Raw genomic sequence first — 15,772 nt, 5'->3', positions numbered from 1 at the left:
ACGGCGTGTAAGATTTTATTTTAAATATTATACTCCCCTCAATTTTTCGCCTTTAAGCATAATTTCGATTTAATGACAAGTTTAATATTAAGACAACATACACAAAACATTGCTCTACCCCTTGTGCTCATTGCATTCGTCATCATTGCCGGCGTGTCTTTTACTCATCATCTACTTACTCCTGAAGAGCAACCAAGCGTAGTCACACCAAAACCTCAAGTCATTGTTTCTAATAAAATAATCCACAGTAACATCGAACACATCTACGAGACGTACTTTCAGCGAACCAAGATCACCACAGGCGTAATCGATTACTCTTTCGTGACTTCTTTGATTAATGCAGGATTATCTCAGCGAGAGATAAAATCTTTGATAAAATTAATCGAAAATGAATTCGACATTATTGGTTCGGTAAGAAAAGGCGACAAGTTCTCAATAAAAACCCGAACCAATAGTTATAATGAAAAATACATCAGTTCTTTTTACTATTCCGGTAGTAAAAGAGACTTCTTTGTTATTAACGATGGCGACAACAACGCATACGATGAATATGGCAAAAAGTTAATTCGAAAGCCATATTATTCATTTCCACTAGCGAAAAAGTACAAAATTAGCTCTGGTTTTAATTTGAAACGAAAACATCCAGTAACAGGTTTAATTGCACCACACTTAGGTACTGATTACGCCGTCCCAATTGGAACACCAATACAGAGTATTGCAGATGGTGTCGTCGTGAAGTCACGCTACAATCGTTTTGCCGGTAATTACATTAATATCCGCCACACCAACGGTTCTATGTCTCGTTACTTACACCTGTCTCGTAGCGATGTTCGCGTGGGTGACCACGTAACGAAAGGACAAACCATCGGCCGAACTGGTAATACGGGAAGAACAACAGGCCCTCACCTGCACTTAGAATTAATTGTGGATGGCGTGCCTGTTGATTACGCTCGTTATATCCGCACTAACCCTGCTCCACCGGTGAACATGCAAATGATGTTAGCTGCAAGAACTGAGCGCGCAGAACTGATCAACGAACTACTCGACTCCGCCTCTTAACGCCCTCTTGTTTTTCCTTATTCAGCTCATTGCGGCGTAGTTTTCTGCGTCACAATGAGCTGGTTACGCTTGAAAGAGAACACCCTTCGACTTGAAAGTAACCGCATTGCCGCTAAAACAGGGCTTAAAGCACCTAAATATCTCTCTGTCAGTCTGCTCTAACATTTTCGCTCTCTCAATAAAGTGTTAAGATCCTCACATGACTCGCTGTAGTGGTAACGAGTGGTGATGATTACCCCACTCCCTAAACATCCCCATAAATGATGTAACTAAGCTAAGTAACCCACCAGCATAACCATGAAACAATAAGGCGATTTTTCAAATGGTTAACAACTCTATCCAGTGGTTCCCGGGCCACATGCATAAAGCACAAAAAGAGATTGCAGAAGCGATCCCTCAAATAGATGTCATTATTGAAGTGCTTGATGCTCGTATCCCTTTTAGTAGTGAAAACCCTATGATCGCGGAGCTCAAGGGCGATAAGCCAGTAGTAAAAGTGCTTAACAAACGTGACCTTGCGGACCCGGAGTTAACTCAAGTTTGGATTGACCACTTCGAGAAAGAGCACAACGTAAAAGCGATTGCTATTACTACCTCTCAACAGACTGAAGTCCTAAAAATTATGGAGTTGGTACGTAAACTTGCCCCGCATCGTGAAGAAATTGGCAAGAACATTCGTACCATGATCATGGGTATTCCAAACGTTGGTAAATCCACCATTATCAATGCGTTGGCCGGCCGAACTATCGCAGTGACAGGTAACCAACCAGCGGTTACACGTCGTCAGCAACGTATTAACCTTCAAAATGGTATCGTTCTTTCTGACACTCCGGGGATCCTGTGGCCAAAAGTAGAAAACCCACACAGTGGCTTCCGTCTTGCTGCAACCGGCGCGGTAAAGGACACCGCAATGGAATACGATGAAGTCGCGTTCTACACGGTGGAATACTTAGCGGCTCACTACCCTGAAAAGCTAAAAGAGCGCTACCAAATCGACGAACTGCCACAATCGGATATCGAGATGATGGAAGAGATCGGTCGTCGCCGCGGTGCATTACGTGCTGGCGGACGAGTAGACCTTCACAAAGTATCTGAGATCCTTCTTCATGAACTTCGCCAGGGCACATTGGGACAAATCACTCTTGAACTGCCTGAGATGATCACTCAAGAATTGATTGAAGTAGAGATTGAAACCGCTCGTAAAGAAGAAGAAAAAGCAAAACGCAAAGAAGAACGTCGTAAGCGTTACCTTCGTAACAAGCGATAATCCCCCTCTTAACTTCCTTCCTAAGGCACGTGATACACGTGCCTTTTTTTATGCTTAAATTTTTTCATTGCAGTGCAAAAGAGCGACGCTTTTCTCATTATTTATGGAATGAAAACCACTAAACGTAGCGCTACCCTCATCCCCTAACAATTTGCCCTCCAGTTAAATTTTGTAGGAAAAGTCGAACAAATTCATAAATATTAATTATGTGTTTTAACGGTTATTTTTTAAGCGCGATCTTAGTTAGACCCCCGAATGGTAAGGAGTTACAAAGCTCACCCAACCCTTAAATGCCGAGTTTGCAGGCGCACGCAAACTTATGCAACTTGGCTAATGACACCTCACTCATATTAGTCAAACTATATAACTGTCAGCGCTGGCGTTTTTCTGTATTACGAAGAGAACTTATTATGAGTGATAAACTGAAAACGAAACGACTTCCTTCCTTTGTTGAGGAACGCCTGGACTTTTATATTCAAGATCTGATTGAACAGAACGAGAACCAAAAGCACTTGGTATTAGGGAAACGACCGCAACCCGAAGCTGTGGTCATGCAGAGTAACGATTACTTATCGCTATCTCATAACCAACAGATTCAAAAAGCTCACCGAGATGCGATATCTGAGCATGATGATAACGTCGTTATGTCTGCGATTTTCTTGCAAGATGATGATTCGAAGCCTGCATTTGAAACGCAACTTGCGGATTACGTCGGCATGGGGAGTTGCTTGCTTTCCCAATCGGGATGGGCTGCGAATATAGGATTGTTGCAGACCATTTGTCCACCTGAAACGCCGGTTTATATCGACTTCTTTGCGCATATGTCATTGTGGGAAGGTATTCGAGCCGCGGGAGCACAAGTGCATCCGTTCATGCACAACAACATGAGCCACTTGCGTAAGCAGATCCAGCGTCATGGGTCAGGTGTTATCGTGGTAGATTCGGTCTACAGCACGATAGGCACGATCGCCCCACTCCACGACATCTACGAAATGGCGCGTGAGTTTGATTGTGCTTTAGTGGTGGATGAATCCCACTCGCTAGGGACACACGGGCCTAACGGCTCCGGCTTGGTAAAAGCGCTGGAACTCACTGATCAAGTAGATTTCATTACTGTCAGTCTGGCAAAAACCTTTGCGTATCGAGCAGGAGCGATTCTCGGCCCAGAAAAACTGGCGCGAACGTTACCATTCGTTGCGTTCCCGGCCATTTTTAGTTCAACGGTTCTACCACAAGAAGTCATTCGACTAGAGAAAACGCTCGAAGTGATTAAAGACGCCGATGATAAACGAACCATGTTGTTCAATCGCGCTAAAGAGCTCAGAACGGGCCTTAAGCAGATTGGTTTTAATATCCGCAGCGAATCACAGATTATCGCGTTAGAATGCGGTAGCGAGCGTAATACCGAGCGTGTACGTGATTTCTTGGAAGAACGTAATGTCTTTGGCGCTGTATTTTGTCGCCCGGCAACGGGAAAGAATAAAAACATTATTCGATTCTCAATCAACGCCGACATGACGTCTCGCGACATCGACCATGTGCTGACCGCCTGTCAGGAAGCATATAACCATCCAGAACTAGAGTTTGTTTAACAGATCATAAACGGCACGTTTGAATGGAAGCTTGTGACTGCCGAAAAACAAAGAGCTCAGCGTTATGCTGAGCTCTATTATGACCTTTTGCTTCCCCGTGGTGATACTGGGTTAACAATACGAGGAGTTAAGATGACTAGGTTAAGAACGCTGGGTTAAATCCAATTAGCAATCTTGTCGAACAGTCTGTTCTTGTCGGCGGGTTTCACGATGAAATCCGACATCCCCGATGAGCCAATCTTATCTAGTGTAATCGGTGAGCTGTCGCCAGTATGCGCAATAATAGGCACCGTTGAATACGCCTTGTTTGAACCTCGAATCCGACGAGACGCCTCCACACCATCCATCACAGGCATTTCAATGTCCATTAAAATCAAATCGACATCATTCGCGTCTAATGCGTTGATTGCTTGCTGACCATCTTCTTTCTGAATCACGTCAAAGCCCTGCTTCTCGAGCAACATCGCCGTAAACTTGCGTAAAGACTCGTTGTCGTCCACCACCATAATAGTGCGCTTGTTTGTCGAATCCAGAGGTTTCACTGGCATCACTGGCACTACGTAGTTTGCATCATAGAGCAGACGGTCGATGGTTGCTCTGGTGTTTAGCAGCCATGCTTGGGTTTCTACCCAAATCGGCTCGAAAGACACGTTTCTTGCACGTTGAATTGGATGGTGCTCAAAGAGATACACGATTCGTGCTTCAGTAAAGGAGAGCAAAGATTCAACTTTATCGAGGTGACTCCCTCGCACGTCCAAGCTTTCCATGTCGATCAGTATTAAATCAAACTCGAATTCATACTCTTTTTTCTTCATCATCGCAGGCACATCAAGTACCGTGAGTTCAAATCCCATAAAGCGCGCAATATCAGATACTTTCGAGACTAAAATATTTTGTTCACTCACAAACAAAATCGTTTTTAGCTTCGTTAATTCACTCTTAATCTCTTTGACTGCGTTTGAGCCAATGGTTGGGAACGTCATGGTAAATTGTGACCACTCGCCGACTTCCGACTGACAACGGATATCGCCACCAAACGAGCGCATCACTTTCTTACAGAAAGGCAAACCAAGACCGTAGTTTCCGGATTTACCCGTGGTATAAAAGTCTTGGAAAATACTCTGAAGTACATCCGGAGAAATGCCCGAACCATTATCTGTCACCACGATTTGGTTAGTGAACTCATCGCTATACATGGTGACATGGATATGGAAATCTTCGGAACTACGATGATGGAACGCATTCTTGAATAAGTTGTACATCACGTACTTAAGCAATGTATCGCTGCCCAAGAAATCGAACTCGCTTCTTACGTCTAAAGAGATCGCAAAGCGGTCGGTGGAACGTTTGTAACTGAAGCTTTCAATTGCACTCTCGACAACGGTTTGTGCTGAATGTTTTTTGAATGTTGAGCGAGATACACGGTTCTCATCAATTGAAGTAAGCAGCAAATCAATGGTTTCATTCCCTGAGTGGATGATCTTCATCGCGTCACTGCTAACTTCTCGTAACAGTGTCACGTCTTCATCGCTTAACGTGTATTGCGCCTTCTTACCCTCTTTTGGATTTGGCAGAACCGATTGAATAACATCAATAGAAGTCAGCAAACCGCTCAGTGGGTTTCGCATCTCATGTGCGATGCCGGCACCAAAAGATTTCGCCAATGATACTTTTGCTTCGTGCTCAACCTGATTTCTGAAGTAGAACAAGTTACCGAACAGGTAGATAAACAAGAAGATTGGAACGTGTGTCCAATCCATTGTGAGTTCGAGGTGGAACCCTTGCGCTATCCAAGCGAAGAATGTCGCAAGCCCAATACCGGCAAAGGTCTGAGCAAACATGACCCAAGTGATATGGACGAGCAGAATATGAAGAAATATCGCCGACATAAACGACATCACCCATACATTCGACCAGTTGTTCATCAGCAACATGTAAAAGAAGAAACAAGGTAAGCAGAGCGTTATGGCGACTTGATAATAAGCGGGTAAAAACCGACGCCATTCAAATGGCACGCGGTTACGATAAATGATACCGAAGAATAAAATTGAGCAAAGGACACGAAGAGGCAGGTTTTCGTATGGTTGTGGGAACATAAATGCCCAGACCACGTAGTAAATTGGAAAGCCGACAAAACCCATCCATCCTACAAGGGTAAGATTGGGTTCTGCGTACTGATATACTTTGCGAATCGCGTCCATATTTACTTTATCTACTGAGCCTAGCGTTTACTGATTTTGTGTTTTGCATTGTTTTGTTTATATTTGCTTTCCAATTATATATTAGTTAACGCACATAAGCAGTGAGACATTAATCAAATATTTCGCGACGCTCTACTTTAAATTCAGCGCTTTATATTCACAAAACTAATAATTAGGTAAATTTGATTGTTAATTCAACAGAAAATGGGATGTAACGCAAAGCCTTGTACATGAATGCCGTGCAACATACACACAGCGAAGCAACCCTCTCTCTCCTATTCAACTTATCAAACAAGGGCACCTATGCAATCAATAGCAATAAAAAATGTCGTATTCGATGTGGGTAATGTGTTGGTGAGATGGTCGCCATTAGAAATTGCAAGGCTGACATTTGGCAATGATGTCGACGCCGAGGCGTTAGCCAAAGACTTGTTTATGAGCACTATCTGGTTAGATTTGAACAAAGGGCTTATTACTGAAGCACAAGCTAAACAGCGATATCAATCGGAAAAAGCACTTTCAGATAGCGATGTCGAACGTTTCTTTTATTACGTGAAACACACCCAATTACTGATGTATGGCAGTGTCGAGCTTCTCAAACGTCTCAAAGCCGCAGGATATAACGTGTTCGCACTGACCGACAACGTGGTAGAGATCGTTGAATTTCTAAAAGCCACTTACGACTTTTGGCCACTATTTGAAGGCGCGACGGTATCAGCAGAGCTGGGATTGTTAAAACCTCAGCCAGAAATTTATCAAAGCTTGTTGGAAACCCATCAACTCCTAGCACAAGAAACTGTGTTCCTTGATGATATGCCTTATAACGTTGAAGGGGCACGAGCGGTAGGGTTAGCGGCAATTCAATTTAAACACGCAGAACAATGTGAACATGAATTAAAAGCGATGGGATTACGCTTTTAGAACGGCACGAACTAAAAAGAGCAGCACGTCGCTGCTCTTTCCTGAATTAGGTTTCTGGTTACAACCGTTACGAGTAAACGACGTTTTCTTCTATGCCATTAACCAGTGATTGTGCATTTGACCAACGGAACACTTTCTCAAGGACTTCACCACCACCCGGCGCTTTCCAGTTGCGTTCTTGGCATTCTTGTCCACCAATATGCTGGTAGAACTGGATTGCTGGTTCATTTTGAGAAATCACTTCAAGGTACAAGCCACTGTCTTTAAAGTACTGTTGTTGCCATTCTGCAACCGCTAATAGAAGTTGCTTCCCGATGCCGCGACCGCGATAACTGTCATCCACATGAAGTGCTTCAATAAAACTGCCGCGTTCAAAATCATGATTCCCAAACACACAAACAAAACCAAGAAGAAGCCCGCCCTCTTCTGCTAACACCACATGCTGGTTGAATGGTGGGTTGGTTAAGCGAGTTTGCCAAATCAACAATTTGTCGTCGATGGCTTCGCTATCAAGGTAACCATCACTTAGCATACCACGGTAGTGACGCTTCCAACTGTCCACGTGCAACTGCGCGATGCGTTCATAATCCTTATATTCCGCTAATCGTAATTCCATTACGTATTCCTATGTTCTTTTATTGCTTCTCTAACGAGCTTTGGCATTTTCCACCTCTTTAACTACATATTTTTGGCAGATTTTACAAATCTATAGCCACAGCTCATTGATTAATACTACTCATTATTCGTTTAAAAGCAAAAAATCCCACTGACTACACCAGATTATTGCGAGTTTGACCTTAGCGATAGAACTGTCACAACTCGAAACAAAGTCACCTAACTTTAGTTTGACTTACACGTGTACGCTGATATTCTAGCGAACAGTTGTTAGCTCAAAGTTAGGGACACATCGTGACGCATAATAAACCGCCCATTATCTGGTTGAATCTATTGATATTTTCTGCCAGTTTTATTCTGACTTTTGTTGTATTGCCTTGGTATGCATACCACTACGGATTAGGTTGGGAACATCTAATCTGGGGTATCATCGCCTTTAGTTTTACCAATCTCTCCATTACCGCGGGTTATCACCGTTTGTGGAGCCACAAAACCTATGAAGCTCACCCAGTTTTACGATTCATCTTTGCCATCGGTGGTGCTTTCTCTCTTCAAAACAGCGCAATGCATTGGTCTTCTGACCATCGTGTTCACCACAAACATGTGGATGACAATAACAAAGACCCTTATTCAGCGAAGCGCGGTTTTTGGTATTCGCATATTGGTTGGATGCTTCGCGATTACAACAAGTCAAAAGAGAACGAGTACACGAACTGCCGTGATTTGAAACGAGACAAGATCGTTGCATGGCAGCACAAGTATTACGTTCCTTTGGCCATTGCCACTAATATCGGCTTCCCTCTTGCACTAGGTCTTATCTATGGTGACATCTGGGGAATGTTCTTGATCGTTGGTGCCGCTCGCCTGTTCTTGAGCCATCACACCACATTCTTCATCAATTCGCTGGCGCATGTTTGGGGTAAACAGACTTTCACCGATAAAAACACCGCTCGTGACAATGGCATCTTAGCCTTCTTCACTTTTGGTGAGGGTTATCATAACTTCCACCACATCTTTGAGAACGATTACCGAAATGGTGTGTACTGGTGGCATTACGACCCGACTAAATGGTTGATCAAATCATGCTCTTGGCTGGGGTTAACCACCAAACTTCGTACGACATCGACTTTCCGTATCGAAAAAGCGCGCGCAACTCAGTTGCTGAAAAAGGCGAAAGAAAAGTTAGAAACGAAACCGAATAGCCAATCGATTCGTGACCAACTTCAGCAGGAATTCGATGCACTCGTACACCACATGCAAGAATATTATGAAGCGCGAAAAGAAGTGCTTGGTGAGAAAACAGCAACGGTAGTGAAAAAGTACGAACGTTCCGTATCAAAGCTGAAATACGAGCAAATTAAGGAAGAATTTGAACGTCAACAACGCAGTTGGAACCTCTTAGTGCGACGCTACGCATAACGTGTAACTCGCGCTTCAATATAAAGACGTCAAAACAAAAGCTCCGTTAATTCGGAGCTTTTTTGTTCAATCAAGCCCCTTTAACGTGATCTAGCTCGAACTATCGCTTTTCCCATTTTTTAATCATTTCGTACGATTTTTATTCGACAAATTGTTCATATTTTCGTTTCTTTAAAAACAACAAAACCAGTACATAACACCTGAAAAACGTAATTTAAACAATATAATCCAACGCAATTATTTATTAATCTATTATTTGTTTTAGATCATGCTAGCTCTAATTTAGTCTCGTGCCACAGGAAAGAATTCTGTAAATTCTCTGACATAAACTGAAACAGTTTCTTTCTTTTTTTCATAATATCTGGAGACAACCCTATGTTAGAGCTCTTAATTGGCTTGGTAGTGACCATTGCTGTGGGTTATTTCATTGTCAAAGGCTACAAAGCCGCTGGCGTGTTATTAACCGCAGGTATTAGTTTGCTTCTTATGACTGGTCTGCTTGGCCATGACGTTCTGCCATCAAAAGTAACCTCAACGGGTAATATGGTGACGGACGCACTAGAGTACGTAAAATACATGCTTCAATACCGTGGCGGCGGCCTTGGTATGCAAATCATGCTACTTTGTGGCTTCGCGTCTTACATGACCCACATCGGCGCAAACAATGTAGTAGTAAAACAGTTCTCTAAACCGCTTTCTGTTATCAAGTCTCCATACGTCCTTTTGGTAGCGGCTTACATCGTGGCATGTTTGATGTCTCTTGCAGTGAGTTCAGCAACAGGTCTAGGCGTGCTATTAATGGCTACCCTATTCCCAATGATGACAGCAATGGGTATCTCCCGCCCTGCTGCGGTAGCAGTGTGTGCTTCACCAGCGGCAATCATCCTTTCACCAACTTCTGGTGACGTGGTTATCGCGGCAGAAAAATCAGGCCTAGCGCTTGACGTGTTCGCGGTTCAAACCGTATTGCCTGTGTCTATTTGTGCAATCATCGTAATGGCTGCAGCGGCATTCTTCTGGAATAAATACCTAGATAAGAAAGACAACACGCCAATGGAAAAGATTGACGTATCTGAGATCAAAGCAGATGCGCCAGCGTTCTATGCGGTTCTTCCTTTCCTACCAATCATCGGTGTATTCCTATTCAACGGTCGTACAATTCCAGGTCTGACTCTAGACATCTACACTATCGTGGTAGGTTCTATCTTCTTGGGTGCTGTGATTCACTATGTGGTGAACAAGTTTGACGGTAAGAAGTCGCTTGAGGATCTTGATTCTTGTTATGCGGGCATGGCAGATGCGTTCAAAGGCGTAGTAATGCTGTTGGTTGCGGCGGGTGTATTCGCGCAGGGTCTTATGTCAATTGGTGCTATCGATAACCTATTACACCTTGCAGACAACGCAGGTGCTGGCGGTATCGCGCTAATGCTTATTCTAACCGGTCTAACTGTTGCTGCTGCGATTGCGACGGGTTCTGGTAACGCACCGTTCTACGCGTTCGTAGAGCTTGCTCCTTCACTGGCTGCGAAGATGGGTCTTAACCCTGCGTTCCTAATCATCCCAATGCTACAAGCATCTAACCTGGGCCGCACTATATCGCCAGTATCTGGTGTAATCGTTGCGACTTCTGGTATGGCAAACATCAGTCCGTTCGAAGTAGTAAAACGTACATCAGTGCCGGTTCTAGCAGGTCTGATTACTGTGATCATCGGTACTATGGTGCTTGTACCAATGACAGCATAAACTGCGGTTACATAACGCTAATCAGTAAAGGCTCGGCTTCTATGTCGAGCCTTTTTTATTTTACGACTCTTCCTTTACGCCCTTCTCTTCTTCATTCACCAGTCCTTCGTTTTATTAGGTAGTGCGTTTTATTAAGCAATGCGTTCCATATTTTCAAAGTGCTCCACATTCTCAGCAGTCTGATTTGCTTACTATCTCAACAACTTATATAAAAATCCCATACATTCACAAAATGGAACTTACTATGACTTCACTTATTGTTTTTATCGTCATCATTTTGCTTATCGCGGTGTTTGCGGTCAGCATTTACAACAAACTAGTGACGCTACGTAATCGCTTTAAAAACAGCTTTGCTCAGATTGAAGTGCAGTTGAAACGACGTTACGACTTAATCCCAAACCTTGTTAGCACCGCAAAAGGCTACATGGAGCATGAGAAAGAAACGTTTGAGCGAGTAATTCAAGCTCGAAACCAAGCAATCTCTGGTTTAAAAGCAGCCAGTGATGCACCAGACAGCGACGCAGCCATCAGTCAATTAGCACAAGCAGAAGGCATGCTACAAAATGCGCTAGGTAAGTTAAATGTGGTTGTAGAAGCGTATCCAGAACTTAAAGCCAACGAAACCATGAGCCAACTGCAAGAAGAGCTGACTAGCACAGAAAATAAAGTCGCTTTTGCTCGCCAAGCCTTTAATGATGCAGTCACCAGCTACAACACCTACAAGCAAACTTTCCCACCAGTGTTGTTTGCCAATATGTTTGGTTTCCAAGACGGCAAGCTGTTGGAATTTGCAGACACTGAAGCCATTCAAGAAGCGCCTAAGGTTGAGTTCTAATGAATTTCTTTGACCATCAAGATACCGCGCGACAACGCACCGGGCTTTTGGTGTTTCTGTTTTCCTTAGCGGTATTTGTCATTACGGGTTTGGTCAGCGTCCTATCGATTGGTATTTACTATGGGGTGACGGGTGAGCCATTTGATCAAAACACGGCCATTAGCTATGTCTTACTGTGCTTTGCGGGTGTCGTTTTGATCGTAGCAATAAGTTCGATGATTCGCCTATCTGACTTATCTTCGAACGGTGGCCGAGGCGTTGCAGAAAGCATCGGTGGTAAGCTGATCTCTTCCAACACGATAGACGCCAAACACAGGCGACTGCTTAACGTGGTAGAAGAAATGGCGATCGCGTCAGGGATTCCCGTTCCTCCTGTTTATGTGATGCAGGAAGAACGAGGCATCAACGCGTTTGCCGCTGGCATGAGTATTGATGATGCTGTAATCGGTGTTACACAAGGCGCACTAGACACCTTCACACGTGATGAATTACAAGGCGTGATTGCTCATGAGTTCAGCCACATCTTAAACGGAGACATGCGCCTGAACACACGTTTAATCGGGGTACTCTTCGGCATCACTTGCATTGCCCATTTCGGTCATCTGGTGTTAGACAACACACACCACACCAGTCGCGTCTCAAGAAGCTCTTCCGATTCAGATAAAGGCTTTGCCGTCATTATGTTGATAGCGATTGTCTGCTTGATTCTAGGCTGGGTTGGCACTTTGTTTGGTTCAATGATCAAAGCGGCAATCTCAAGACAAAGGGAGTTCTTAGCCGATGCGAGTGCGGTTCAGTTTACCCGTAACGATCAAGGCATCGCTGGCGCTTTAAAAAAGATAGGTGGTTGCAACGCTGGGTCTTATCTTAACGCCAAAGCAAGCAGCCAAATGAGCCATATGATGTTTGGTCAGAGCAACTTATCTGGCTTTACTGGTTTATTTGCTACTCACCCACCACTTGAAGAAAGGATTCGCCGGATTGAGCCTAATTGGGATGGCAGCTTTTTGAGTAAAAGTCGTAGTCAAGGAGCAACTTTCGGTAATGGACAAGTCAGTGGATTTGCGTCGGATGCCGGCTTTAGTACCCAAGACTTAAGTACCCAGAACGTTGAGCCACAGAGTGTCGCGCCAACTTCCTCAGAGTTAAGTGAGACAGGGAAACAGCTCATTAGCCAATTGCCACAAGACTTGGTCGACATAGCACGTGAACCTTATAGCGCTCGTTTTATTGCGTTGCTGCTAATTTTTGATGGAAGCAAAGTGCAGCGTGAGATGATCAAAGGTCATATTCCAATGGTGTCGCACGCAAAGTTATTACCTTGGTTAGATTACAAGCTGCCAACGCATTTACGCCTTCCTCTTTTGGAATTAGCGGTCCCTGCCCTAAAAGCACTCAGTGAAGGCCAAAAGAACCGGTTGTGTGAAGTGCTGCGTGAATTATCACAAACTGACAATCATTACTCTCTCGGTGAGTGGTGCGTCATTAATTTACTTGAGAAGCAGCTCATCGCACCTTTTGGGTTTACTCGCCAGAACAAAACCCTTAAGCAACTGGAAGAAAGTGTACATTGGTTACTGAGGGAGCTAGCTTGGGTCAGTCACTCAGAACCACAAGCGGCGCAACTTGCATTTAATTCAGCCCTAACATCTTTAGGTTTCGCGAAAGTAACGTTAGAGCCTGCAAACAAGAATTGGCGCTTGAGCCGCGCTGCATTAGAGCTGTTGCTGCAACTGAAGCCCGTTCAACGACGCCAGTTCGTTAAAGCATGCCGCTTGGCCATTGAATCGGATGGGAAGATCACCGTTGCAGAAGGTGAATTGTATCGAGTCATAGCATGCTTTTTGGAAGTACCCGAGCCTCCGCTGACTGTGACGCTTTAAACACAGAAAGCAAAACGCCAGCGATAATCGCTGGCGTTTTTGTGTTCATCAATTGATTACTTTGATTAAGCCGCTTTGAAGCGCTCAGGAATCTTGGTGATGCTTTGACGGTAGCTGAACCATAGGTAGGTTACTGCTAGTGAGAAGAACAAGTAAGACAAAGCAAATACGATTGGAGACGTAATCAGCTCAGCTGACATACCCCACATCACACCAACTACAGTAATCGTCAATTTAGACAACATGCCACAGATCAGTAAGAACAAAGCAAGCTGTGGGAAACGCGAACTACGGAATGCGAAGAAGTAGCAGCTACCTACTGCAAGCGATGCAATAGAAAGACCTAGCATGAATGAATGGATGTGATCTGCTGATGCGACACCTGCAGAAACAGAAGCCATAAGTAATAGGAACAATTTCATAAGTCACCTCACTACAAGTAGAGAAAAGCATCCTTTCATTAATGAAAACTCATTTTGCGCCCTATTTTGCTTATCTATTTAGCAATTACAAGCACATTTTTTGCTCACTTTGTGCTCAACCCTCCCTTTCGAATCTAGTTATTACAAGCGGTTAACATTCTCGAATTTATAAACCCTTTAGATCCTGCACTTACAAAAAGCAGTCTCTATTTTGGCCACTTTTGTTACAGAACATTAACACTTAAACATTTTGAAACTTTTTGCTTAAACTGTGAGCCAAACACCCATGCTCGAGCTATCAACCTTGTTTCACTTAGGATCTCACTACCAAACCAAAGCTTCTTTACGTTAGATCAACATTTTCTTCATATATAAAACGCTCTCATTACAATCATTTTTAATGTTTCAAATTATTTTTAGCCACAGGGGTAAAAAGAGATTCCAATCACACATTTATTGGTTATAATCCGCGCTCATTACGTTATGTGTTGAAAAACGCAAACTTATTTTGAGTAAACCCTATCTTTAAACCGACCCCTCTTTGCTATCTGCCAAGAGGTATTACTGAGAACAAAAATGAGCAAGATTGATAAAGCTATGCGCATCCTGTTAGCAGGATTCTGTATCAACCTTTGTCTTGGCATCCTGTATGCTTGGAGTGTATTCAACAAAGCACTAGTGACTGAGTCAGGCTGGAGCGCAGCAGAAGCATCTGCACCTTACGCGACTGCAACTATTACTTTCTCTATCTGTCTTCTTGTTGCAGGTATTCTTCAAGACCGTATGGGTCCACGTTTGATCCTAATCCTAGGTACTGTTCTAACAGGTCTAGGCATGATCGCGTCTGGTTTTGTTAACTCACCACTAATGCTGAACATCACTTTCGGTGTGATCACTGGTGCAGGTATCGGTTTTGGTTACGCGTGTCTTTCTCCTTCAGCAATGAAGTGGTTCCACGCATCTAAGAAAGGTATGGTTAACGGCATCATCGCAGCAGGTTTCGGTCTAGCAGCTATCTACCTAGCTCCTGTGACTTCTGCACTGATCGACAGCATGGGCATCCAAACGAGCTTCCTAGTTCTTGGTGTTGGTATCCTTGCTATCGCTGTTCCTCTAGCAGCAACAATCAACAACCCACCAGCGGATTACACGCCAGCTGAACCTAAAGTAAAAGAAGGTCAAGCACCTAAGGTTGTGAAGAAATCTGACGACCTAACTTGGAAAGCAATGCTTAAAACGCCACAGTTCTACTCTCTATGGATCATGTACGCGTTCGCAGCTTCTGTTGGTCTTATGATCATCGGTAACATCACGACTATCGCAAGCGTTCAAGCGAACCTACCAAACGCGGTTTACCTAGCGTCTATCCTTGCGGTATTTAACTCAGGCGGTCGTGTAGCGGCAGGTATGCTTGCAGACAAGATCGGTGGCGTACGTACTCTTCTTCTAGCGTTCGTTCTACAGGGCATCAACATGGTTCTGTTCGCAACGTTCAAAACTGAGTTCACGCTAATCATCGGTACAGCAATCGCAGCAGTAGGTTACGGTACGCTTCTAGCAGTATTCCCTACTCTAACGGCTGAATTCTACGGTCTGAAGAACTACGGTACTAACTACGGCGTGCTTTACACAGCATGGGGTATCGGTGGTGCAATCGGTGCAGCTGTTGTTGGTTTCTCAATGACTAACGGTGACGGCTACGGTCTTGCTTACACTATCTCAGCAGTAATGATGGCAGTGTGTATCGTACTAGCGTTCATCACTAAACCACTGACTGAAGCGAAAGTAGCACAGCTGAAAAACGCTTAAACGACA

At 44.0% G+C, this 15,772-nt stretch carries 12 protein-coding genes; 9 read left to right on the top strand and 3 right to left on the bottom strand.

The annotated features are described in order from the left end of the window. The first annotated feature begins 72 nt into the window (after positions 1 to 72). The 3 genes from ACLIIY_RS24135 to cqsA all read left to right on the top strand — a co-directional run bounded on the left by ACLIIY_RS24135 (position 73) and on the right by cqsA (position 3,918). Positions 73 to 1,059, top strand: coding sequence for a peptidoglycan DD-metalloendopeptidase family protein (locus ACLIIY_RS24135; RefSeq protein WP_434528656.1), 987 nt, complete (start codon positions 73 to 75; stop codon positions 1,057 to 1,059). 322 nt (positions 1,060 to 1,381) lie between these two features. Next, on the top strand, positions 1,382 to 2,326 hold the full coding sequence (gene ylqF / locus ACLIIY_RS24130) for a ribosome biogenesis GTPase YlqF (protein ID WP_038897169.1): 945 nt from the start codon (positions 1,382 to 1,384) through the stop codon (positions 2,324 to 2,326). Between the two features lie 410 nt (positions 2,327 to 2,736). Beyond that, positions 2,737 to 3,918, top strand: coding sequence for an alpha-hydroxyketone-type quorum-sensing autoinducer synthase (gene cqsA, locus ACLIIY_RS24125; protein WP_434528655.1), 1,182 nt, complete (start codon positions 2,737 to 2,739; stop codon positions 3,916 to 3,918). Positions 3,919 to 4,073: 155 nt separating this feature from the next. Here cqsA and ACLIIY_RS24120 read toward each other — a convergent pair whose 3' ends face one another. Continuing rightward, the gene (locus tag ACLIIY_RS24120) at positions 4,074 to 6,119 is read right to left on the bottom strand and encodes a response regulator (RefSeq protein ID WP_434528654.1); all 2,046 of its coding nucleotides are present in this window, start codon (positions 6,117 to 6,119) and stop codon (positions 4,074 to 4,076) included. 303 nt (positions 6,120 to 6,422) lie between these two features. Between ACLIIY_RS24120 and ACLIIY_RS24115 the strand changes: the two genes are divergently transcribed. Continuing rightward, positions 6,423 to 7,040, top strand: coding sequence for an HAD family hydrolase (locus ACLIIY_RS24115; RefSeq protein ID WP_434528653.1), 618 nt, complete (start codon positions 6,423 to 6,425; stop codon positions 7,038 to 7,040). Between the two features lie 67 nt (positions 7,041 to 7,107). Here the strand turns inward: ACLIIY_RS24115 and ACLIIY_RS24110 are convergent, their stop codons facing one another. Next, the gene (locus ACLIIY_RS24110) at positions 7,108 to 7,656 is read right to left on the bottom strand and encodes a GNAT family N-acetyltransferase (protein ID WP_005437703.1); all 549 of its coding nucleotides are present in this window, start codon (positions 7,654 to 7,656) and stop codon (positions 7,108 to 7,110) included. Between the two features lie 293 nt (positions 7,657 to 7,949). Here ACLIIY_RS24110 and ACLIIY_RS24105 point away from each other — a divergent pair, with 293 nt between their 5' ends. The 4 genes from ACLIIY_RS24105 (at position 7,950) to ACLIIY_RS24090 (ending at position 13,535) form a co-directional block, all read left to right on the top strand. Further along, entirely contained in the window at positions 7,950 to 9,074 is a 1,125-nt protein-coding gene (locus ACLIIY_RS24105; RefSeq protein WP_434528652.1) for a fatty acid desaturase, read from the top strand. Between the two features lie 375 nt (positions 9,075 to 9,449). Next, positions 9,450 to 10,817 (top strand): anaerobic C4-dicarboxylate transporter DcuC, encoded by a 1,368-nt coding sequence (gene dcuC / locus ACLIIY_RS24100; protein ID WP_005437706.1) that lies wholly within the window; start codon positions 9,450 to 9,452, stop codon positions 10,815 to 10,817. Between the two features lie 244 nt (positions 10,818 to 11,061). Then, on the top strand, positions 11,062 to 11,652 hold the full coding sequence (locus ACLIIY_RS24095) for a LemA family protein (RefSeq protein WP_054824684.1): 591 nt from the start codon (positions 11,062 to 11,064) through the stop codon (positions 11,650 to 11,652). Further along, positions 11,652 to 13,535 (top strand): M48 family metallopeptidase, encoded by a 1,884-nt coding sequence (locus ACLIIY_RS24090; protein WP_434528651.1) that lies wholly within the window; start codon positions 11,652 to 11,654, stop codon positions 13,533 to 13,535. The genes ACLIIY_RS24095 and ACLIIY_RS24090 overlap by 1 nt, the downstream gene beginning before the upstream one ends. Before the next feature lie 65 nt (positions 13,536 to 13,600). On the opposite strand, the gene ACLIIY_RS24085 is transcribed toward ACLIIY_RS24090, so the two are convergent. Continuing rightward, positions 13,601 to 13,957, bottom strand: a complete 357-nt coding sequence (locus ACLIIY_RS24085; RefSeq protein ID WP_009704179.1) for a hypothetical protein — start codon at positions 13,955 to 13,957, stop codon at positions 13,601 to 13,603. A gap of 576 nt (positions 13,958 to 14,533) precedes the next feature. Here ACLIIY_RS24085 and ACLIIY_RS24080 point away from each other — a divergent pair. After that, on the top strand, positions 14,534 to 15,766 hold the full coding sequence (locus ACLIIY_RS24080; protein ID WP_009704178.1) for an L-lactate MFS transporter: 1,233 nt from the start codon (positions 14,534 to 14,536) through the stop codon (positions 15,764 to 15,766). Positions 15,767 to 15,772: the final 6 nt, after the last annotated feature.

This window comes from Vibrio sp. K4 (assembly GCF_051122595.1).
GTDB lineage: Bacteria > Pseudomonadota > Gammaproteobacteria > Enterobacterales > Vibrionaceae > Vibrio > Vibrio owensii.
The sequence above is the reverse complement of the archived record's forward strand: the minus strand, read 5'-3'. Positions and strand labels throughout refer to the sequence as shown.